Annotated in this window: 20 protein-coding genes and 1 pseudogene; 18 read left to right on the top strand and 3 right to left on the bottom strand. The window is 58.3% G+C overall.

Features of this window, described 5'->3' with window-relative positions; genetic code table 11:
* The 5 genes and pseudogenes from QP934_RS04290 to QP934_RS04270 all read left to right on the top strand — a co-directional run.
* Positions 1-218, top strand: a 218-nt coding sequence (locus QP934_RS04290; RefSeq protein ID WP_306495769.1) for an integrase core domain-containing protein, incomplete at its 5' end; no start/stop codon positions are given.
* Positions 219-249: 31 nt separating this feature from the next.
* A pseudogene (locus QP934_RS04285) lies at positions 250-489 on the top strand (YraN family protein); the annotation flags it as partial.
* Complete coding sequence (locus QP934_RS04280) at positions 476-2038, top strand: YifB family Mg chelatase-like AAA ATPase (protein ID WP_419126882.1); 1563 nt, start codon at positions 476-478, stop codon at positions 2036-2038. The pseudogene QP934_RS04285 and the gene QP934_RS04280, both read left to right, overlap by 14 nt.
* The gene (gene dprA, locus QP934_RS04275; protein WP_419126881.1) at positions 2035-3216 is read left to right on the top strand and encodes a DNA-processing protein DprA; all 1182 of its coding nucleotides are present in this window, start codon (positions 2035-2037) and stop codon (positions 3214-3216) included. The genes QP934_RS04280 and dprA overlap by 4 nt, the downstream gene beginning before the upstream one ends.
* Before the next feature lie 35 nt (positions 3217-3251).
* Positions 3252-4169, top strand: coding sequence for a tyrosine recombinase XerC (locus tag QP934_RS04270; RefSeq protein WP_340418778.1), 918 nt, complete (start codon positions 3252-3254; stop codon positions 4167-4169).
* On the opposite strand, the gene QP934_RS04265 is transcribed toward QP934_RS04270, so the two are convergent.
* Positions 4166-4687: a M23 family metallopeptidase gene (locus QP934_RS04265; protein ID WP_337887372.1), complete on the bottom strand. Its 522-nt coding sequence runs from the start codon at positions 4685-4687 to the stop codon at positions 4166-4168. The two genes, QP934_RS04270 and QP934_RS04265, sit on opposite strands and share 4 nt — an antisense overlap.
* A gap of 378 nt (positions 4688-5065) precedes the next feature.
* Here QP934_RS04265 and rpsB point away from each other — a divergent pair, with 378 nt between their 5' ends.
* From rpsB to QP934_RS04240, 5 genes are all read left to right on the top strand, one after another.
* The gene (rpsB, locus tag QP934_RS04260) at positions 5066-5899 is read left to right on the top strand and encodes a 30S ribosomal protein S2 (protein WP_337887373.1); all 834 of its coding nucleotides are present in this window, start codon (positions 5066-5068) and stop codon (positions 5897-5899) included.
* 298 nt (positions 5900-6197) lie between these two features.
* On the top strand, positions 6198-7010 hold the full coding sequence (gene tsf / locus QP934_RS04255) for a translation elongation factor Ts (RefSeq protein WP_239273102.1): 813 nt from the start codon (positions 6198-6200) through the stop codon (positions 7008-7010).
* Positions 7011-7276: 266 nt separating this feature from the next.
* Positions 7277-7963 carry a UMP kinase gene (gene pyrH, locus QP934_RS04250; protein ID WP_023027755.1) on the top strand — a complete coding sequence of 229 codons (687 nt, stop codon included), beginning with the start codon at positions 7277-7279 and terminating at the stop codon, positions 7961-7963.
* Positions 7964-8034: 71 nt separating this feature from the next.
* Positions 8035-8592, top strand: coding sequence for a ribosome recycling factor (gene frr, locus QP934_RS04245; protein WP_005325221.1), 558 nt, complete (start codon positions 8035-8037; stop codon positions 8590-8592).
* Positions 8593-8741: 149 nt separating this feature from the next.
* Positions 8742-9620 carry a phosphatidate cytidylyltransferase gene (locus QP934_RS04240; RefSeq protein ID WP_005328723.1) on the top strand — a complete coding sequence of 293 codons (879 nt, stop codon included), beginning with the start codon at positions 8742-8744 and terminating at the stop codon, positions 9618-9620.
* 84 nt (positions 9621-9704) lie between these two features.
* On the opposite strand, the gene QP934_RS04235 is transcribed toward QP934_RS04240, so the two are convergent.
* The gene (locus QP934_RS04235; RefSeq protein WP_225746794.1) at positions 9705-10112 is read right to left on the bottom strand and encodes a LapA family protein; all 408 of its coding nucleotides are present in this window, start codon (positions 10110-10112) and stop codon (positions 9705-9707) included.
* Positions 10113-10194: 82 nt separating this feature from the next.
* Between QP934_RS04235 and rlmN the strand changes: the two genes are divergently transcribed.
* From rlmN to QP934_RS04220, 3 genes are read left to right on the top strand one after another with little or no spacing between them, the layout of a single operon-like run.
* On the top strand, positions 10195-11319 hold the full coding sequence (rlmN, locus tag QP934_RS04230; RefSeq protein ID WP_250410035.1) for a 23S rRNA (adenine(2503)-C(2))-methyltransferase RlmN: 1125 nt from the start codon (positions 10195-10197) through the stop codon (positions 11317-11319).
* Between the two features lie 18 nt (positions 11320-11337).
* The gene (locus QP934_RS04225; RefSeq protein ID WP_340418780.1) at positions 11338-12168 is read left to right on the top strand and encodes an ABC transporter ATP-binding protein; all 831 of its coding nucleotides are present in this window, start codon (positions 11338-11340) and stop codon (positions 12166-12168) included.
* Between the two features lie 5 nt (positions 12169-12173).
* Entirely contained in the window at positions 12174-13766 is a 1593-nt protein-coding gene (locus QP934_RS04220; RefSeq protein ID WP_419126880.1) for a hypothetical protein, read from the top strand.
* 186 nt (positions 13767-13952) lie between these two features.
* Here the strand turns inward: QP934_RS04220 and QP934_RS04215 are convergent, their stop codons facing one another.
* On the bottom strand, positions 13953-14459 hold the full coding sequence (locus QP934_RS04215; protein WP_317026104.1) for a DUF2631 domain-containing protein: 507 nt from the start codon (positions 14457-14459) through the stop codon (positions 13953-13955).
* A gap of 132 nt (positions 14460-14591) precedes the next feature.
* Between QP934_RS04215 and dxr the strand changes: the two genes are divergently transcribed.
* The 5 genes from dxr (at position 14592) to map (ending at position 21118) form a co-directional block, all read left to right on the top strand.
* The gene (dxr, locus tag QP934_RS04210; RefSeq protein ID WP_419126879.1) at positions 14592-15752 is read left to right on the top strand and encodes a 1-deoxy-D-xylulose-5-phosphate reductoisomerase; all 1161 of its coding nucleotides are present in this window, start codon (positions 14592-14594) and stop codon (positions 15750-15752) included.
* 14 nt (positions 15753-15766) lie between these two features.
* Positions 15767-16975, top strand: a complete 1209-nt coding sequence (locus QP934_RS04205) for a M50 family metallopeptidase (protein WP_340418783.1) — start codon at positions 15767-15769, stop codon at positions 16973-16975.
* A gap of 108 nt (positions 16976-17083) precedes the next feature.
* Positions 17084-18247 carry a flavodoxin-dependent (E)-4-hydroxy-3-methylbut-2-enyl-diphosphate synthase gene (gene ispG / locus QP934_RS04200; RefSeq protein WP_337887376.1) on the top strand — a complete coding sequence of 388 codons (1164 nt, stop codon included), beginning with the start codon at positions 17084-17086 and terminating at the stop codon, positions 18245-18247.
* Between the two features lie 81 nt (positions 18248-18328).
* Entirely contained in the window at positions 18329-20182 is a 1854-nt protein-coding gene (locus QP934_RS04195) for a penicillin-binding transpeptidase domain-containing protein (RefSeq protein WP_337887377.1), read from the top strand.
* A gap of 66 nt (positions 20183-20248) precedes the next feature.
* Positions 20249-21118, top strand: coding sequence for a type I methionyl aminopeptidase (gene map / locus QP934_RS04190; RefSeq protein WP_005325202.1), 870 nt, complete (start codon positions 20249-20251; stop codon positions 21116-21118).
* Positions 21119-22010: the final 892 nt, after the last annotated feature.

Here is a 22010-nt window from a genome sequence, read left to right as displayed (position 1 = left end):
ATGACAATGCTCTAGCCGAAACAGTCAATGGTCTCTACAAGGCGGAACTGATTCATGCCCAGGGCCCGTGGACGTCGGTCGGAGAAGTCGAACTGGCCACCTTGCGGTGGGTGCATTGGTGGAACACTAAGCGACTTCACGAAGCATTGGACTACGCCACCCCACAGGAAGTAGAAACCGAGTACTATCTCACCCAGCCCATCAACACAGGGCCGTAAAAGAAGCGGAACTAAACCCAGGACGCTTCACATTGCCCGGGAGGCGGACGGAACCATCGTCTTTGTTGAGGTTAAGACCCGCGCCAATTCCCGCTACGGGGTAGCTGAGGCCGTAACCCCGCAGAAGCTCGGGCGACTGCGTAAAGCCGCGGCGCAGTGGCTCGATGGAAAGCCATTGTCTGAGGTGCGATTCGACGTCATTGCCTTGGTTGCGCGCGGGCAGGGGTTTGCGCTGGAACACTTCAAGGGGGTTGAAGATGGCTCTAGGTAATTGTTTGACCATGTCCTTAAACGGAGTCCTAGCTCAGTTAGTTGAGGTAGAAGCAAACGTTGGCCACGGGCTGCCAGGGGTACACGTTGTAGGCCAGACGGATACCGCAATCTCCGAATCTCGGGATAGGATCAGGACCGCAGCCTTTAATTCCCATCTGCCCTGGCCCAAGACCAAAGTGGTGGTCTCCATGTCCCCGGCGTCGCTTCCCAAATCCGGGTCCCACTTTGACCTCCCCATAGCGCTTGCGATCCTCGCGGCACAGGCGGAGGCCGACTTCCCGTCTTATGGCAGTACTCCCTCGCCCGCCCAACGTCTCCAGCGCACCTTGGTCTTAGGCGAGCTCGGTCTCGACGGCTCCGTTCGGCCTGTAGCAGGAATTATCCCCGCTCTTCTGGCCGCACGGGAACAAGGAATTACAACTCTCGTTGTGCCACCTGGCAATGCCGCCGAGGCCACATTGGTGCCGGACATGGACGTACTGGTTGCTTCGTCTTTGAAGGAGGCTTTCGGATGGGCTTGCGGTAATCGTGGGCTGCCGCAGGCGGCGAGCTTTACAGGGTCGCTTAGCCCCGCGCCTGCGGCGGGGTCGCGACTCGACTTTAGCGATATCGCTGGCCAAGCTAATGCCAAATGGGCTGCCGAGGTTGCTGCAGCCGGTGGCCATCATCTGATGATGATTGGACCGCCTGGGTCAGGAAAGTCCATGATCGCTTCGCGCCTGCCCACCATCCTGCCTGCCCTTACCCCGGATCAGCAGGTCGAAACCACCGCAATTCATTCGCTTACCGGAACCCCAGGTGAGATCATCGAGCGCGCCCCGTTCATCGCCCCGCATGCCTCGGTTACTCGGGCGGCATTACTTGGCGGCGGTTCCGGACATCCGCGCCCTGGTGCGGTGAGTTTGGCTCACAATGGTGTGCTCTTTCTCGACGAGGCCAGTGAGGTAGCCGCGCCAGTACTCGATGGTCTGCGTGCACCACTGGAGGAAGGACACGTGCGGTTGGCGCGCTCGCGCCGCGAGGTTACCTATCCTGCTCGCTTCCAATTGGTCATGGCGGCAAACCCGTGCAGGTGTGCGGCCGAAGATCCATCCAAGTGCAGGTGCAACCCCCATGAACGGATGAACTACCTCTCCAACCTCTCCGGACCGTTGCGAGACCGTCTGGATATGGTGATCACCTTAAGCGGGCAGGCGGCAACAATTAACGCGGACGGTGAAGAGGAATCCGCAGTCATCGCCGAGCGCGTCGCCGCTGCCCGTGAGCGTGCCGCCGCGCGCTGGTGGGCGGATGGCATCACCGCGCGCACCAATAGGGAAGTTCCCTCGTCCTATTTGCGCCGAAAGAGGCCCGCCGCGGAGGCTGCGATGGTCATGTTGTCTGCCTACTTGGCTGAAGGCGAAATATCCCAGCGCGGAGTGGACCGCGTATTGAAGCTCTCCTGGACTCTGGCCGATCTAGCAGGAAAGGCGCAGCCGGACCTGGATGAAGTGGGGCGCGCGCTCGATCTACGCGGCTCAATTAACGTCGGGAGGCTCGCAGCATGAGCGAACTTGACCTTTCTACTCCGTATGCGACCTGGGTATATCTCAATCGGGTGGTGGAAGGCCCCTCTGCTGCATTGCAGGCCCTGCTCACGCAATACCCAGCTGAGGAAATCGCCCACGGAATCTACAATCGCGCCGACTGGATAGGCCCGCTTTTGGCGCGCACGGCCTCCCGCTATGACTGGTTGCGGCAAGCCGAAGATACGGCGGCAGCCGAAAAAGTCGGGGCCCGGCTCATTACGGCAGAAAGCCCAGAGTGGCCCACAGAGGAATTTGACTCTGCATTCGGCTTCTATCAACACAGCGGGGAGGCCCCAGCTACTTTTGATGACCAAGCATTGCCACCGCATAGCCTGTGGGTGCGCGGTGCGTCATTGCAGGCAGAGGTTGCTCAAGCTGTGGCCATCGTCGGTACTCGTGCCATTTCCCGCTATGGCTGGCAGGCCACCCAAAACGTCGTGTCCGGATTGGTTCAGCATGAATGGACTCCAATATCAGGCGGCGCGCTGGGAGTGGATACCGTCGCGCACGAAACAGCGTTGCACAACAACGGGCGCACGGTAGCCATAGCAGCGTGTGGCATCGATAGGGATTACCCAGCCCGCAATGCCAACTTATTCGCCAAGATTGCGGACAATGGTTGCATCATCTCTGAATTTGCGCCGGAAACCGCGCCGAAGCGCCACCGGTTCCTAACGCGTAATCGCTTAGTGGCAGCATTGAGCCACGGCACCGTCGTGATGGAGGCGGCATTTCGATCTGGCGCATTGAATACCCTCAACTGGGCAGAAGCGCTTGGGCGAGTTGCGATGGCGGTGCCGGGGCCGATAACTACTAGCGGCTCGTTGGGCTGCCACCAGCGCATTCAAGAAGGCCGTGCACAGCTGGTTACCAGTGCTGATGAGATTCGCGCTCTAGTAAGTCGCGCCGGGGAAGTAGACCCAGGTGCACAGTACGAAATCAATTTTGCGGCAACCATGACCCAACGCCTCTCCCGCAATGAGTTGCGCGTCTTTGACGCGACGCCACCGTTAGGACAGGAAAAAGCAACGGCAGAAGACATTGCCCGAGAAGCGGGATTCCGTTTACCGCTGACAGTTCACTTACTGCTGGCGCTGGAAAAGATGTGCGTTGTCGTCCGGCGTGGCAATACTTGGGCGCGCCGGGAAACGGAATAAATGGCACCTGCGTATGGCGAGTACACTGCTGTGGCATGAGTGAAGAAGGAAAGTCCGCGAAGGCTCCGAAAGTTGAGGGACAGATGGCTGAGGCCATTGAGGACTTCGCGGATTTCCAACTACATGTCAAAGGCCGCGCAGAAGCGACGGTGCGCGGGTATCGCTCCGACTTGCGCGACCTTGCACGCAGCGTGCCGACCTTCGCGGAGTTTGATCTCAACAGCCTGCGCCAATGGTTGGCCGAGGCTGTTGCGGAAGGAAAATCGCGTTCCACCCTGGCACGGCGCACCGCGGCAGCGAAGGGGTTTTCTACTTGGGCAGTGCGCGAAGGGCACCTTAAGCGAGACGTTGCTGCCCGCTTAGTTACGCCCAAAGTGGGGCGCCACCTTCCAACGGTTCTCGCTCCGGACCAGGCCGGCGAGCTTATGGGCAATGCGGTCTCAGCAGATGAGGTCCACTTCCTTCGCGATAGTGCCATCCTAGAGTTGCTCTATGCCTCCGGTATGCGCGTGGCGGAGTTGGTCCGGCTAGACCTAGGCGATATTGATTTTCAACGCGGTACCTTGCACGTCACCGGTAAGGGCAATAAGCAGCGCGTAGTGCCTTTCGGGCACGCAGCGGAAGACGCTTTAAAGCAGTGGATTGACAAAGGCCGTGGAGAAATCGCCACGGCTGAAACTGAAGCGGTTTTTGTTGGCAGCAGGGGAGGGCGAATCGATCAACGCCAGGTGCGCCGCATTGTAGAAAAGGCCGCCAAGGTCACTGGTGCACAGGGGCTTACCCCGCACGGGGTGCGCCACTCTGCCGCAACCCACCTTTTGGAAGGCGGGGCAGATTTGCGCGTAGTGCAAGAACTGCTGGGGCACTCCTCGCTTAATACCACGCAGATTTATACCCACGTATCCGCGCAGCGCTTGCAGCGCGTATACGACCAAGCCCATCCCCGGGCTTAAAGCGGTTTGAGACGAATTACCGGCATATCCAGCAGGGTTAAAGGATCGATGTAGGTATCTTTTGCGATGAGTGCACCCCAGTGCAGTCCGGGATAGCCATCGACCGGATTGCCTAAACGGCCTATCACTTGGCCCTCGCGGACTTCTTGGCCCTGCTTTACGGAGCCGTGCACGGGCTGATACGTCGTTCTCACTCCATCCGCGTGGGCAATGGAGACAACTGGTTTGCCGGCCACCGTGCCCACAAAGGCGACTTCGCCGTCTTCGGCGGCTACTACCGGCGAGCCTACTGATAGGGCCATGTCGACGCCGCGGTGGCCAGGGCTCCACTTTTGTTCTGGGGCGTCGAATCCACGCAACACCCGCGCCGGGCTAGGTTTGCCGGAAGCAGGGTCGACATAGGCCGTGCCCGGTGGGCAACACAGAATAAGAAGCGAAAGAAGGGTGAGGAAAGTGGTGGGGAGGAAGGTGGGGCGTCGGCAAGCAGGAAATGCGGAGGGGGAAAGGAACTGATTCATGGGCACAGTGTCAGCCGGAAAGAAGCGTTTCGGGAGTCCGTTCTCTTTTAGCTGTGGACAACTTGGGTTGCATGATGTGATTGAGCCGGATGTGACGATTGATGCAATGTGGCTGCGGCAAAGTTGTGGATAAGCTGTCTTCGGTTTGGAAAAACCAGCTTAAGGGGATTATTCTTTGGAGCAGCAGTGTGTCCACCTCGTGGAGGCATTGACTACGCGCGGCGAAGTTGTCGCTTCCTGCTGGAAGGAAGAGACAGCCTGACGGCTGACGTGGTCCTTGGAAACAAGGTGTCAGCGGGGCCTTCGTTGCTAGGGTGCGGAATAAAACACCGCACAATTGGAAAACCGAAAGACAAGATAAAAGAAAGCGAGCGAATCATGGCAGTTGTAACCATGCGCGAGCTCCTCGACGCTGGTGTGCACTTTGGCCACCAGACCCGTCGCTGGAATCCGAAGATGCGTCGTTTCATCTTCACCGACCGTAACGGCATCTACATCATCGACCTGCAGCAGACGCTGACCTACATTGACGAGGCTTATGAGTTCGTCAAGGAAACCGTTGCACACGGCGGCACCATCCTGTTCGTTGGTACCAAGAAGCAGGCTCAGGAAGCAGTTGCTGAGGAAGCAACCCGCGTCGGTATGCCTTACGTCAACCACCGCTGGTTGGGCGGCATGCTCACCAACTTCCAGACCGTTTCCAAGCGTCTGAAGCGCATGAAGGAGCTTCAGGCAATGGATGAGCGTGAGGACGGCTACAAGGGCCGCACCAAGAAGGAAGTTCTCATGCTCAACCGTGAGCGCGCCAAGCTCGAGCGCGTTCTGGGTGGCATCTCCGATATGGCCAAGACCCCATCCGCACTGTGGATTGTTGATACCAACAAGGAGCACATTGCGGTTAAGGAAGCTCGTAAGCTGAATATTCCGGTAGTCGCCATCTTGGACACCAACTGTGATCCGGATGAAGTTGACTTCCCGATCCCAGGCAACGACGACGCCATCCGCTCCACCAAGCTGCTTTCCGGCATCGTTGCTTCCGCTGTAGAGGAAGGCAAGAAGGCGCGCGAGGAGCGCCAGCTGGCTGCAGCTAAGGAAGCTGCCGGCGATTCCGCTGAGAAGGAAAAGCGCGATGCTGAGGCGGCTGCCGCAGCTTCCGACCCGGCTTCCGCGGAAAAGTCTGAGGAAGCATCCGCAGACAAGACCGAGAAGTAGTCTTAGCTTCTCGCTAGGAATTTTCCTCACCCGCGTTTAACTGAATACCCCACGCACTTTTGGTGTGGGGCAGCAAGGGAGTAATTCCTGCCCAAGGCTGTTTACCAACCCCCGCCACCGTGCTGTAACGGCGGCGGGGGTTGGTTTTATCTATGCTGGGTTCTGCTGAAACCAGCTCCACTTTCATGCATAGGTGGGAAGGGGTGGTTTCTGCCACCCTAAAGCGGCGCGATTTCACCGCGTCGACTACGCTGTTTGAACGAACACTGTTTGATTTTCAAGGAGGATCGCCCCAACTATGGCGAACTACACTGCTGCAGACGTCAAGGCACTGCGCGAAGCTACCGGCTCCGGCATGCTCGATTGCAAGAAGGCTCTGGAAGAGTCCAACGGCGACTACGATAAGGCCGTTGAGTACCTGCGCATCAAGGGCGCTAAGAACGTCTCCAAGCGCGCTGACCGTGAGGCTACCGAGGGCCTCATCGCCGTTTCTGGCAACACCATGGTCGAGATCAACTGTGAGACCGACTTCGTTGCTAAGAACGAGGCTTTCAAGACCTTCGCAGCCAAGATTGCTGACGCTGCTGCTGAGGCCAAGGCAAACTCCGCTGACGAGCTCAACAACATTGAGATCGACGGCAAGAAGGTCTCCGAGGTCGTGGACGAAGAGTCCGCAAAGACCGGTGAGAAGCTGCAGGCACGCCGTGCCGTTACCGTAGAGGGCGACAACGTTGCGGTTTACCTGCACCAGCGTTCTGCTGATCTGCCGCCAGCAGTGGGCGTGTTGGTTTCCTACGAGGGCAGCGAGGAAGGCGCTCACGCTGCAGCCCTGCAGATTGCTGCTATGAACGCTGAGTACCTCACCCGCGAGGACGTTCCTGCAGAGGTCGTTGAAAAGGAGCGCGAGATCGCTGAGGCCACCACTCGTGAGGAGGGCAAGCCAGAGGCAGCCCTGCCGAAGATCGTGGAAGGCCGACTGAACGGCTTCTTCAAGTCCATCGTTCTGCTGGAGCAGGCTTCCCTGTCTGATAACAAGAAGACCGTAAAGCAGGTTGCTGAAGAAGCTGGCACCACCATCACCGGCTTCGTTCGCTACGAGGTTGGCGCTTAAGCCCACCCCTGTTTTAACGACTAGCCCACGAAGGACTATCCTTCGTGGGCTTTGTCGTGCGCTCACCGTACCGACTAGTGCGGATTGTCTATCCGTAGGAGAGGGACCGGCACGTAGCAATTGCCTACTGGCTTGCACCGGCGGGCGGTGTGAGGAAGCGAAAGATATATGGGTAAGATAGGGCGGAGATTGAAACTGCCCCGCGTTAAGGAGACGAAGTAGGCGTGACTGCTGCAGATATTAAGCGAACCGGATACAAACGAGTAATGCTGAAGCTGGGCGGTGAGATGTTCGGCGGCGGCAAGGTCGGCATCGACCCAGATGTGGTTGAAAACGTAGCCCGCCAAATCGCCGAGGTTTCCCGCCAGGGAATCGAGATTGCAGTGGTTATCGGTGGCGGAAACTTCTTCCGCGGCGCCGAGCTTTCCCAGCGCGGCATGGATCGTGCTCGCTCGGACTACATGGGCATGCTGGGCACGGTAATGAATTCCCTCGCACTGCAGGACTTCCTCAAGCAGCAAGGCGTGGACTGCCGCGTGCAGACCTCCATCAACATGGCGCAGATTGCCGAGCCGTACCTGCCGCTGCGCGCTGACCGCCACCTGGAAAAGGGCCGTGTGGTTATCTTTGGCGCCGGCATGGGCATGCCGTACTTCTCCACGGATACCACTGCCGCGCAGCGCGCCCTGGAAATTGGTGCCGAGGTTCTTTTCTTGGCCAAGGCAGTCGACGGTGTCTACTCCGATGACCCACGCACCAACCCGGATGCGGAACTGTACTCTGAAATCACTCCGCGTGAGGTCATTGAAAAGGGCCTTAAGGTTGCGGATGCCACGGCCTTTAGCCTGTGCATGGACAATGATATGCCAATTTTGGTCTTTAACCTGCTGGAAGAGGGTAATATCGCCCGCGCCGCCGGCGGTGAAGTTATCGGCACGCTGGTGCAGTCCTAATACTGTAAGGGCTGCGAACCTGCTACCTTTTTATACAGCCACCCCTATTCGTTTAAGGATGATTTAACCTCATGATCGATGAGATTCAGCTCGAAGCAGAAGAGCACATGACCGCTTCCGTCGAGCACACCCGCGAGCAGCTGGTGACCATTCGTACCGGCCGCGCGAATCCCACTATGTTCAACGGCTTGGTAGCCGAATACTACGGTGTACCTACCCCGATTACCCAGATGGCTACCATTTCCGTACCGGAGCCGCGCATGCTGCTTATCAAGCCTTATGAGCAGTCCATGATTCATGAGATTGAAAACTCCATCCGCAACTCGGATTTGGGCGTGAATCCCACCAACGATGGTCAGGTTCTGCGCGTTACCGTTCCACAGCTGACGGAGGAGCGTCGTAAGGAAATGGTGAAGCTGGCCAAGAGCAAGGGCGAGGACGGCAAGATTGCTATCCGTAATATTCGCCGCAAGGCCATGGAGCAGTTGAAGAAGCTGCAGAAGGACGGCGACGCCGGCGAGGACGAGGTCATCGCAGCGGAAAAGGAAATGGAAAAGATTACTTCCGGCTACATCGAGCAGGTGGACAAGCTGGTAGAAAATAAGGAAAACGAGCTGATGGAGGTCTAAGACCTCACGTCATTGCCGCCGTGCCCGTCCCCGGCCGGCGGCGCTTTTTCTGTTCCGCGGCCTACAGTTCCGAAGTTTGGAGTAGGGGAGGTCGAGCAGTGGAAGTTAGCGAGGGGGCGCAATAGAAGCAGTGAAAGGAGCCGGTCACGGTGAGTGACGCCATTAACCGCCGATTGCCTCAGCCGAAGAATGGCGCAGGCCGCGATTTGCCGGCCGCTATCGGCGTCGGCGTAGGCCTCGGCGCACTTGTCGTGCTCGCCGTATGGGCCGGCCCACTCGCGTGGTACGCGGTCGTGGCCCTTGCAGTTGGCGTTGCTATGTGGGAGGTGCTCAGCCGCCTGCGGGAGCATTCCTACTATATTCCGCGGACGTTGCTCATTATTTTGGGCCAAGCTATGGTGTGGGTCTCGTGGCCACTGGGCGCGCCCGGCCTTGTCGCGGTCTATGTCACCGCTGTGCTGGCGCTTATGTTTGGTCGCCTCTTCCATAATGGTCGCCATCGCCCACCAATTAACTACCTGCGGGATATGTCCGTCGGCATTTTTGTGCTGACATGGATTCCGCTTTTTGCCACCTTCGCAGCAATGCTGTCGCTGGTGTCGACCCCATTTGCCAGTGGCGCCGCCTCCATCGTGGTCTTCATGTTGTGCGTGGTGGCCTCCGATACTGGTGGCTATATCGCTGGCGTGATGTTTGGCTCGCATCCCATGGCCCCTGCAGTAAGCCCCAAGAAATCGTGGGAGGGCTTTGCCGGGTCCATCCTCTTTGGCGTGGTCACCGGCGCGCTTACCGTTAAGTTCTTGCTCCATCACGATGCCTGGGTGGGCGGCCTGATGGGGCTTGGCCTTGTCATTTGCGCCACCTTGGGCGACTTAGTGGAATCACAGTTTAAGCGTGAGCTGGGAATCAAAGACATGTCGGCCCTGCTGCCAGGCCATGGGGGCCTGATGGACCGCCTAGATGGCATGCTGCCTTCCGCCATGGTCACCTGGGTGGCCATTAGCTTCCTGGCAACGTTCACGCCATAGAAGCAGTGGGTACGCAAAAGCCGCCTCTCCCCAATAGTCCGTCTCCTAAGAAGGCAGGACAGGGGGAGAGGCGGCTTTTAAGACCTATACCTGCTGAGCCTGCTTGCGCAGTTGGCGGCGCAACTCAAACATGCGCCAGCCACCCACTAGCGCCATGATGAGTGCTCCGCCAATGGCGAAGATGAGGAAAGCGATTCCAGCAGGGAACTCACCGGACCAGCCTAGGAAATTCATGGGGACCGCGTGCTGGTTTTGCATGATGAAAACAATGAGAACAATCAGTAGCAGGAAACCTACGATGAGCGCGATCCACGTGCTGGCTGCGAAAGATCCCTTCGCCTTGCCGGAAGGCTGGGTGGAGTGAGAAGTAGAGTCAGAGACCGTCGGCTCTAGGCTAGAACCGGTCTCCGGTGCAGAAGCGTTCATCTCCGTCGAGGAGAGGTCTGCGTCGGAAGAAGAAAAGTCATCTGCGGGGTAATTCGGATTTGTCATGTATCCATTATTTCTTTAAACCTGTCGATTATGCCACTTGGCACGGCTTTCAATTGGAAAAACCCACGCAGAGCGTGGAAAGATGGGCAACACTATGGCTCAACCAGTGAAACTTAACTTCTCCGCCCCGCGCCGCGGACTTCCCCCTAAGCACTTCGCCGACCTGACCGAAACTGAGCGCATTGATAAGCTCGCAGAAATTGGCCTACCTAAATTCCGTGCAAAGCAGCTGGCTAAGCACTATTACGAGCACTATACCGACAATGTGGAGGATATGACCGATATCCCCGCCGGCAAGCGCGAAGCAGTTAAGGAAGCCTTCTTCCCTGAGCTCATGAAGCCTATCCGGACTACTTCCACGGATGACGGCGAGACCACTAAGTCCCTGTGGCGTTTGCATGATGGCACGCTGCTGGAGTCGGTTCTGATGCGCTACCCAGGACGCGCTACGTTGTGTATTTCTTCCCAGGCCGGCTGCGGTATGGCCTGCCCGTTCTGCGCTACCGGCCAGGGCGGTCTGGACCGTAACTTGTCTACGGGCGAGATTGTTGAGCAGTTCCGCCATGCTGCAGCCGCAATGGCGGCAGAAGGTGGCCGCCTGTCCAACGTGGTCTTCATGGGGATGGGGGAGCCGCTGGCTAACTATAAGCGTGTGGTGCAGGCCGTGCGGCAGATTACCGGCCAGGATGGTGCCGGCTTTGGTCTTTCTCAGCGCAACGTGACTGTGTCCACCGTGGGCTTGGCTCCGGCAATCCGTAAGCTGGCGGACGAGGATTTGGCCTGCACTCTCGCCGTCTCCTTGCACACTCCGGATGATGAGCTGCGCGATGGCCTCGTTCCGGTCAATAACCGTTGGTCCGTCGATGAGGTGCTCGATGCTGCGCGTTATTACGCGGATAAGTCTGCTCGCCGCGTGTCTATTGAGTATGCCCTGATTCGCGATAAGAATGACCAAGATTTCCGCGCGGATATGCTGGGCCGCAAGCTGCATCAGAAGCTGGGCTCCAAGGTTCACGTCAATGTCATTCCGCTGAACCCCACACCGGGCTCGGAATGGGATGCGGCCCCGCAGGACCGCCAAGACGAGTTCGTGCGCCGCGTACAGGCCCAAGGCGTTCCTTGCACGGTGCGCGATACCAAGGGCGATGAGATTGCGGCAGCTTGTGGTCAGCTCGCAGCGGATGAACGGGAAGATAAGTCCGCCTAACTGATAAAATTGGCGGATATGATTATTCCGAATTATCCGCCGCTTGCAGATGATCCCACCGCGCAGGCCTTTGCCGTGCGCGGTCTGAATAAATCTTTCGCTGGACGCCCCGCGGTGTCGAATTTGAGCCTCGACATCCCGCGGGGCTCTATTTATGGCATCGTTGGCCCTAACGGCGCTGGCAAGACCACCATGTTGACCATGGCGTGTGGCCTGCTGCGCCCAGATAGCGGTGAGGCGTTCATCGCTGGGCACAATACGTGGCAGGAACCGATTGCGGCCAAGGCAGCGATGGGCCTGCTCATTGATGGCGCTCCCGTCTTTGACCGCTTGTCCGGCCCAGAGTACCTGTTTTATCTAGGCGCTTTGCGCAGCATGAACCAAACCGAGGTGGAGCGCCGCAGCGCACAGCTGCTAGATGCCTTGCAGCTTGCCGAAGCCGCCGATAAACCCATCGCGGACTATTCCGCCGGCATGACTAAGAAGATCCTTTTGGCAGGTGCGCTTTTGCATAATCCGGAAGTCGTGATCCTCGACGAGCCTTTGGAAGCGGTGGACCCAGTCTCGGGCCAGCTCATTCAGGAGCTCTTGCGCGCCTATGTCGCCCGCGGTGGCACCGTAATCCTGTCTTCACACGTTATGCAATTGGTAGAAGGATTGTGTGATCATGTAGCCATTATCGCGGGAGGACAGGTGTTATCTGCTGGTCACGTCGAGGAGGTGCGCCAAGGCGGCAGCCTGACGGATGCCTTCATCCACTTTGCCGGTGGGAGTGACTTTGATGCGCGCTCTTTCGACTGGCTGCGTCGTGAAAGCGGCGAGCCGCAGCGTGGGGAAGGGGAGGCGTAGGTTCAATGACTTCGACGCTCCTCAAGCTGCACCGCACACTGTGGGCGCGCAATCTCAAGGCGAATGCCGCGGCGGTCATGATCCCTATCTGCCTATTGCTCTACGGACTCTTAGGCCTTGCGTCGCTAGGAGCTCTTGCTGCGGCAGATATCTCCATCGGCACTGGAAAAATGCAAGCGCTGGCCGTGGCCCCCGCTGTAGGCACGCTTGCCTATATCGTTATCACCCTCATCATGCCCAGCGGGGAGAATAAGCTTTCTGCCCGTGAACTTTCCGCGTTGCCGGTGCGGTTAAAAGACATCACACCGGCACTAGCTATTGCCTCAATACTCAATCTGCGCGCTCCAGTATCTGTCTTGCTCTCCATCGCCTATGCGGTGGCGGGAAGTGTGATCTTGGCGGCCAATGGCAAAGCATTGTTCATCGTGCCCTTCTGCCTGGGTATGCTCTTTGCCCTAGTGCTGACGCTGGTTTTAGTGGACCTCGCGGTCTATGTCGGGGCTACTGTCGCGGAGCTAAGCTCGACCTCCCTTAAAGTTTTGGGTGCGCTGGCGGTGTTCTTACTCATCTTTGGTTCTAATCGGCTTGCTTTCCTTGCTGGCTCTGACTTCCCATTGGGAACTGTCGGCGAGGGGTTGGCATGGACGCCCGTAGGCGCACCAGTGGGCTGGGCGCTCGCGCTCGCCCAAGGCCAACTGGCGGTGGCACTTGCACAGGTCCTCATCGCCGCGGCGTCGTTGGGCGCAGCCGTGTGGGCGTGGCACCGGTTGCTGCGCCTGCAATTCGAGCGCCGCACACTCTCCTCTCCGGTGCACCAACGCCGCGAAAAGGCCAAAGGGGTAAGCCGCTTTTCCTTGGGCACCTTTTCCTATCGCGGTCCGGCTGCCATGGAATTTACGCGCTCGCTGCGCTACATCTTCCGTGACTCTCGCCTTATCGGCACCATCATCATGCAGCCGATTTTGGCAATCGTCTTTATCATTCAGGGCTTTACTACTGATTCCGACTTGCCGTCTATAGGAGTGCTATTTCTGGGACTCTTCGGCGGAATGGTAGCCACTAATGATTTTGGTTACGACGGTCCAAGCCTGTGGGTAAAGATGGCCGCCCCAGTTCGTCCGCGCACCTTGCTCTACGCGCGGCACTGGGCGCACTTGGCGCCCACAGCCATAACCTTCGTCCTCTCGGCGGCGGTGCTTTTCACAGTGAGCGCCGACAAAGCGCTTACCGGGTGCTTGATGGTGGTAGCACTGGGAATTTTCATTTCTTCTGCGGGATTGTCATTGCTGCTTTCCACCTTTAATCCCTTTGCCACCGCGCGGCCCGGTGGCAGTATGTGGGCGGATAAATCCGGCTACTCGGCCAGCGCGTTCTTAAGCGCAATCTTGAGCCTGTTTATTGGCTGGACGCCGATTATCCCTGGCGTAATCCCAATGGCCATCGGCTACGGCTCGAATATGGCGCTGGTTGTGCTGGGGTTTATCCTAGTCATCGCGGTTCCCGTTGCGTGCTATATCGTTGCCCTCCGGGTAAGCGGCAAACGCGTGGACAACTCCTTGCCTGAGATATACGCCAAGGTGGGGCACTGGGTGTCTTAACCCTCTGGTCCCCGCGGCAGTGGCCGCATCGCGGCCCTCGCAGGCGCGGTTGGGTTCGTCGGGCTGGGAGTGGGGCCTAAACGACAGAATGTGTTGGTGAGTAGGAGGGGCGTCGCCAAGCGGAGGCATAAAGAAACCGCCGGCCTTCGCGGGGAAGGGCGGCGGTAGCTAAAGCGTACTAAAAGCTTAGAGCGCGTGCTTGCCGGAGGTAACCGGGGTGGCGTTGTTGGTGCCTGGCTCAACGCGCAGGTGAGAAACGCGGGAAGGCTCAATGTTGAGGGCGCGCAGCTGGGAATCGGTCAGCTCGGCATATACGCCGGTGTTGGTCTTCTGGTCGTAGACCCAGTCCGGCTCCTGGTGGCCCACCGGCTGGTTGCGAGCGGTTACGGTGCGAACCTGGTGCAACTTAGGCTGGAAAGCGTGGATGAGCAGGCCAACGGCGAGCAAGATAGCCAAGGCAATGAGCCAGATGGTCTCAACGTGACCGTGGTGGTTACCAAAGTTGTAGGCAAGCAGGAACAGGACAGAGATCCAACCGGCGATCTGTACGCCAGAGCGGCTGATGCGGGACCAACCGAATCCTGCGGATGGAACGTCCTCAGTAGAAACACCGTCAAATACCTGCGGTACCGGCTTGTGGGAAGACACTTGCTCTCCTTCGCTTCTGCGTGTGTCCGTCTGTGCGATGGGCATGCGGGCACACCAATGCCATTTGTCTGCTACACATTCTAAAACATCGCACCTTAGATGGCGATTAAACACCCCCGTCGCAGTGCGACGTACCTGCCGCGCCCGCCCAATGGTGGTGGGCGCTAGGGTGGAAGCGTGACTACTCAGCGAATACTCATTCTTGGTTCCACCGGTTCAATCGGCACGCAGGCTCTGGAAGTCATTGCGGATAATCCCGATAAATTCGACGTCGTGGGAATCGCTGCGGGGGGCTCCAACCCGCAGCTCATCATCGAACAAGCCCGTAGCCTCAACCTTTTGTTTGACCACGTTGCCGTGGCCAACGAGGGCGCCGCGGCCGAGGTGTCGGCTGCTTTAGGCGGTTCGGTTTTGAGTGGCGCCGACGCTGCAGAGGACCTAGTGCGCTCAACCCCGGCCGATACGGTACTCAATGCCTTGGTGGGTTCTTTGGGGCTCAAGGCCACCTTGGCCACCTTGGAGATGGGCGAGTACCTAGCCTTGGCCAATAAGGAATCCCTCGTCGCGGGCGGCACGCTGGTTACGCAGAAGGCGCGCCCTGGCCAGATTATCCCTGTTGACTCAGAACACTCCGCCATGGCGCAGTGCCTGCGTGCCGGCGAGGAGGGGGAGCTGGATAAGCTCGTCCTTACCGCCTCTGGTGGCCCCTTCCGCGGTTGGTCGCGCGAAGAGATGTGGGATGTGACCCCTGAGCAGGCAGCGCAGCACCCTACGTGGTCCATGGGGCAGATGAATACCCTTAACTCTGCCACCCTCATTAACAAGGGCCTGGAGCTTATTGAAGCCACCCTGCTCTTTGACATCGCCCCAGAGCGCATCGACGTCACCGTGCACCCGCAGTCCATCATTCACTCCATGGCCACCTTCAAGGACGGCTGCACGATTGCTCAGGTCTCGCCACCGTCGATGAAGCTGCCCATTTCGCTAGCGCTGAATTGGCCGCACCGCGTACCAGGTGCCCAGCCAGCCTTGGACTTTGCGCAGGCGCATGATTGGCGTTTTGAGCCGCTTGACGATGCCGCCTTTCCCGCCGTCAACCTCGCCCGCAGGGCCGCGGCTGAGGGAACAGGGGTCATCTACAACGCCGCCAATGAGGAGGCAGCGGCCGCGTTCTTGTCCGGGCGCATCCATTTCCCGGAGATCGTGGACGTCGTGGGCAGGATCCTTGATTCCGCATCCGAGTTTGCTGGTGTAGTCTCTAGCCTCGATGAAATCCTCGCGGTGGAAGGCGAGGCGCGCAGGCGCGCGAATGCGCTGATTGATTCGCTGGCTGACTAGAAAGCTTTCACACCATGGCAAACTTGCTGGGCATTGTGTTTTTCGCCCTCGGCATCGGGCTTACCGTAGCGCTGCACGAAGCAGGCCATATGCTCACCGCGCGTGCCTTTGGCATGCGCGTGCGCCGCTATTTTATTGGCTTTGGGCCGCGCCTTTTTTCCTTCCGGAAGGGCCACACCGAATATGGACTTGCGGCCTTCCCAGTAGGCGGGTTTTGTGATATCGCTGGCATGACCGCGCAGGATGAATTCCTCACTGAGGAAGAAGAGCCCCATGCGATGTATAAAAAGCCGTGGTGGCAGCGCATAATCGTGATGGCCGGCGGCATCGCTGTCAACCTGATTTTGGGCTTTGTCATCCTCTATTTTGTGGCGATGACGGCTGGCCTGCCCAACCCGGATGCTGATGTGCGCCCGCGTGTGGGCGAGGTGACTTGCTCGGCCAATCAGAAGCCGAACCAAGAGCTAGAAACGTGCACGGGTAAAGGCCCTGCTGGAAAGGCCGGCGTGCAGGAGGGCGATATTATTGTGGCCCTCGATGGTCAGAAGCTGGATTCTTTTACCCAGCTGCGCGATGAGGTAATGCAGCGCCCTGGCGAGACCATCACGCTGACGGTCGAGCGCGGTGGGGAAGACAGGGACTTCTCAGTCCACCTCGATACGGTCAAGCGGTTGAACCAAGATGGCGAGTTAGTAGACGCTGGCTCAATCGGGCTGAGCAATCAACTTATCGATGTCGTCGAAAAGCACGACGCCGTCGACGCCCTACCGGCAACCTGGCGCTTTAGCACCTATTCGCTGGGCGCAACGGTCGATGGTCTCAAGCAATTCCCCGGCAAAATTCCGGGTGTGGTGGCCTCCATCTTCGGCCACGAACGCGAGGCCGATGGCCCGATGTCCGTCGTCGGCGCTTCTCGCGTGGGCGGCGAATTGGCGGAGCGCTCCCTGTGGTCAATGTTCTTTATGATGCTGGCTACACTGAACTTCTTCCTCGCACTCTTTAACCTGATTCCGCTGCCGCCTTTCGACGGCGGACATATCGCAGTCATCATCTATGAAAAGCTGCGCGATGGCATCCGCAAGCTGGCAGGTAAGCCCGCTCTGGGCCCGGCCGATTACACCAAGTTGATGCCGGTGACCTACGTTATAGCCGCGCTGCTAATGGGCGTTGGTGTCATCGTCATCGTCGCCGATGTGGTCAACCCCATACGGCTATTTGGCTAGCCGCCGTAGCCCCCGCTGCGTGCACTTCAGGCATAAAGCAAGCAGTGCTAGAGTGGGGGCGTTAATCACCCACCGTATGTACTTACTGTGCTTCAACAAGGAGAATTCATGTCGACCCCCATCGGTCTAGGGATCCCAGATGGCCCACCACCAGTCCTGCACCCACGCCGCAAGACTCGTCAGCTGCAGGTGGGCCCGGTCGGTGTCGGCTCTGACTCACCAATTTCGGTGCAGTCGATGACCAATACGAAGACGCACGACATCAATGGCACGCTGCAGCAGATCGCGCAGCTGACCGCTTCCGGCTGCGATATCGTGCGCGTGGCTTGCCCTAAGCCCATCGATGCGGAAGCGCTTCCGGCCATTGCCAAGAAATCTCCCATCCCGGTGATTGCGGATATCCACTTCCAGCCTAAGTACATCTTCCAGGCCATCGATGCTGGTTGCGCCGCCATCCGCGTGAACCCAGGCAATATCCGCGAGTTTGATGGCCGCGTGAAGGAAGTTGCTAAGGCAGCCGGCGATGCCGGCATTCCTATCCGCATCGGCGTGAATGGTGGTTCATTGGACAAGCGCTTGCTGGAAAAGTATGGCAAGGCCACCCCGGAGGCACTCGTCGAGTCCGCTATTTGGGAGGCTGGCCTGTTTGAGGAGCACGGTTATGGCGATATCGCTATTTCCGTTAAGCACTCTGATCCGGTTCTGATGGTGGAGGCCTACCGCCAGCTGGCGGAAAAGACTGATTACCCGCTGCACCTCGGCGTGACCGAGGCCGGTCCGAAGTTCATGGGCACCATCAAGTCTTCGGTTGCCTTTGGCGCACTGTTGGCAGAAGGCATTGGCGATACCATTCGCGTGTCCCTGTCCGCTCCGCCGGTAGAGGAAATCAAGGTGGGCGACCAGATTCTGCAGTCGCTCAACCTGCGCCCGCGCAAACTGGAAATCGTTTCCTGCCCGTCCTGCGGCCGCGCCCAGGTGGACGTTTACAAGCTAGCGGAGGAAGTTACCGCCGGCTTGGAGGGCATGGAGTTCCCGCTGCGCGTTGCCGTGATGGGTTGTGTTGTTAACGGTCCGGGTGAGGCCCGCGATGCCGACCTCGGCGTTGCCTCCGGCAATGGCAAGGGTCAGATCTTTGTTAAGGGCGAGGTCGTTCGTACCGTGCCGGAGGACAAGATTGTGGAAACCCTCATTGAAGAGGCCATGCGCATTGCCGATGAGCAAGGTATGGAAGCCGTGGAAGGCGCCAAGGCTGAGGTTCGCGTAACCCGGTAATTTACCCACTTTGAGCAGACTGCCCCGCACTTCGGTGTGGGGCAGTCTTTTTTGGCGCTTGCGCTGCTAGAGTGCCAAGACATGAAGAAGTTGGTCGCGCTGGTTGCAACTATCACGCTCGCCTCCACCAGCGTGGTTGCCTGTACACCGAAGCCGGTTTCTGCGGAACCGGTCGCGGAAGAATTCCTTCAGGGGATGGAATCCCGCAATAATGACGGCTTAGCCGCGCTTACCGATGCCCCCTCCGACGCCACCTCCGCCCTCGATGCCACCTACTCCGGCCTGCAGGCCGAGGGGCTCGACATTGAGCTTGAAGGCGTGGACCAAGATGAGAACCTCGCCACGGCGAACTACAAGGTCACCTGGGATCTGCCTAAGGATCGTACCTTGAGCTATGACACGCAGATGACGCTGACCAAGACTGAGGATGAGTGGACGGTGCGGTGGAAGCCAAGCCTTATCCACCCCGATCTGGGAGCAAATCAGCACCTAGAGCTGCGCGCATTGGAAGCAAAGCGTGCCAGCGTGGTTTCTTCCAACGGAGTGGAATTGATGAGCCCGGGGCTGAACTACCGGCTGGTGGTAGATACCAGTTCCTTGGAGGATGTGCGCCCTACCGCGTCAAAGATTAGCGGCGCGTTGGCAGCGGCCCATCGCCAGGATGATTCAATTGCAGAGATTGATGCCAAGGATTTGACCAAGAAATTGGAGGATGCAGACGGTTCTTACTCCGTAACTATGTTCACGGAGGACCAAGCCAAGGCGGTGCGCCCGAAGGTGGAGGGCATGGACGGCGTGCGCCTTAACGAGGAACCAGCCTTGGTTACCCGCGACCGCGGGTTAGCCCCCGATCTTATGTCGCGCGTGCGCTCTGCGGTCCAAGACGAGGTCGATGGTCAAACTGGCTGGTCCATCTCCGTGGTCAATGAGAATGGTGCGGCGCTTTCGGACGTCGAGAAGCATGCGCCTAATGCTGCGCCGTCGATTAAGGTGGGCCTTGATTACGACGTGCAGCGCGCCGCACAAGAAGCGGTAAACGAGCGCTCGGATTCGCAAGCTATGCTCGTAGCCATCCGGCCTTCTAATGGCGATATTTTGGCCGTCGCCCAAACCGAGAAGGCCGATGAGGACGGCGACGTAGCCCTCCAAGGCCAGTACCCACCCGGCTCAGTGTTCAAGATTCTCACTGCCGCGGCGGGTGTAGAAAACCAGGGCCTTAATACCGATTCCATCGTGCCGTGCCCGGGCACCATGGACATCTTTGGCCGCGTGGTGACCAACTATAATGCCTTCACCCTAGGCAGCGTTCCGCTCAGCCAAGCCTTTGCACAATCGTGCAACACTACTTTCGCGGATATCTCCACCAAGCTTAAGCCTGGTGAGTTGAAAGACATGGGAAAGAAGTTCGGCTTCGGAGTGGAATACGATATCCCAGGCCTTACTACCATTACCGGTTCCATTCCGGAGGGCAAAGAAGCACTGGAGCGCACTGAAGCTGGCTATGGACAGGGTTACGACTTGGCTAGCCCTTTCGGCATGGCGCTTGTCTCCGCAACGGTTGCCAATGGCAAGACGCCTACGCCCACGCTTATCGAAGGCCACGAAACCAAAGCCTCCGATAAGCCGCAGCAGATTTCGAAGCCCGTGCTAGATAACGTCCGCGGCATGATGCGCCAAGTAGTCACCAACGGTACTGCCCGCAGCATGGCAGCGGGTGGCACGATTTACGGCAAGACCGGTGAGGCCGAGATTAACGAGGGTTCGCACGCTTGGTTTACCGGCTACCGCGAGGAAGACGATATTGCCTTTGCCACCCTCGTGGTCTTGGGTGGCGGCTCCGATGTCTCGGTCAATATCACTAGCAACTTTTTGCAGAAGGTCGATGACTACCGGTCCGGACCGCACGAGGGTGCGGCTCCGCCGGCCGAAGGGTAGAAACCCCGCCTGTCCTCGTGACCCCGGCTGCTGCATTATGGGCGTGGAGGACTACCATGGGAAACCATGAGTAACCGAGGAAAGCTAAAGCCAGGCAAGCCCACTCCGATCCTTACCGTGCCGGAGAGCATCGAGCGCCCAGAGTACGTGTGGAAGGACGAGGTGCAGGAGGCCGTAGGCGAGCCCTACGTCCAGTCCCCAGAGGTCATTGAGAAGATGCGTGAGGCCTGCAAGATTGCAGCCAACGCCCTCAAGGAGGCAGGCAAGGCCGTGCAGCCGGGCGTAACTACCGATTATGTAGACCGCGTCGCGCACGAGTACATGTGTGACCACGGCGCTTACCCGTCTACGCTAGGCTACCGCGGCTTCCCCAAATCCAGCTGTGTTTCCCTCAATGAGATTGTTTGCCACGGCATCCCGGATACCACCGTGATTGAGGATGGCGACATCGTCAATATCGATATCACCGCTTATAAGAATGGCGTCCACGGCGATAATAACGCCACCTTCCTCGCCGGTAATGTTTCCGAGGAACACCGCCTGCTGGTAGAGCGCACCAAGGAGGCCACCATGCGCGGTATTAAGGCCGCAAAGCCCGGCCGTGAGATTAACGTCATCGGCCGCGTTATTGAGTCTTATGCCAAGCGCTTCGGCTACAACGTCGTGCGCGATTTCACCGGCCACGGAGTCGGCCCAACCTTCCACAACGGTCTTGTGGTCCTACACCATGACTCGACGGTGTACCGCGACATCCTTGAGCCTGGTATGACCCTGACTGTTGAGCCGATGATTAACCTAGGCTCCTTGGACTATGAAATTTGGGATGATGACTGGACGGTCCAAAACACCGACGGCAAGTTCACCGCCCAGTTTGAGCACACCCTTGTCATTACCGAGGATGGCAACGAAATTCTCACCATCCCCGACGAGGACTAAAACTATTTAACAAAGGCTGCCTCCACACGGCCCTTGGCAGGGAGGTGGAGTCGGCCTTGCGTATGCTTGCCGGCGCCTTGTGGAAACCAACCCGTCCTAAGTAGTGAACAGGCGCATAGTAAAAGGGTCTCCTTCTAAGAAGGCAACCGCGTGTAAGCCTTAGCTTTCTAGCCCCAACATGTCGCCAGCAATTAGCGGAGGATTATGCCCAGAACTTGTGGATAGATCCGTTGTTATGGCGAAGTTATAATCACCGGTCACATCTTCGAAGTGTGGAGTTTTGGCCGAGAAGAACCGGGCGTAGAACACGACTCGCTATCCACTTGGTGCAGGTGGCAGTTGCCGGTCACTTGCGAGTCTTTCGCTAACTGTTGAGCCGATTTTAGAGGACGAAGACGTGCACTCGAAGTCGCCAGCATTGAAGTCCTTGACAACTTAGAGTGGCCGAAAAACTGGGCTGATCTTGCCATTACGCAGAGCGCTGATCCCTGTATGGCGCTGGCCCTGGAAGACCATTTGCCCACGCAGGATCGCGGAAAAGTCCTTGGAGGAGCCAATGACGCCAACGCCTTTAACTGCTCATTGCCGTCGATCTAATTGTAAACCCTAGATTACAGGGAAGGGGAGCAGTTGCCCGGATTGGGTTTTGCTGCCTTTTCTGTCTTGAAACGGTTAGCCCGCTCCAAATGATCTGCTCTACTTGGGTCAATCGGTCAAGTCAGCGGAGACAATGACGGTGTCGCCGAATGCGAGGGCGACTGCGGTAGCTATATCAAGGTTGGATATTTCAAAACTACCTTTAAGGGTATTAGCAATGTTTTGCAGTGGGGGAACCAAAATGCAATTGAGAATCTGGCAGAATTAGTAAAAGCGATGACGCGTGCCTATCGGC

It is taken from the genome of Corynebacterium sp. MSK122 (genome assembly GCF_030229435.2).
Lineage (GTDB): Bacteria > Actinomycetota > Actinomycetes > Mycobacteriales > Mycobacteriaceae > Corynebacterium > Corynebacterium marquesiae.
This window is presented reverse-complemented; position numbering and strand designations above follow the sequence as displayed.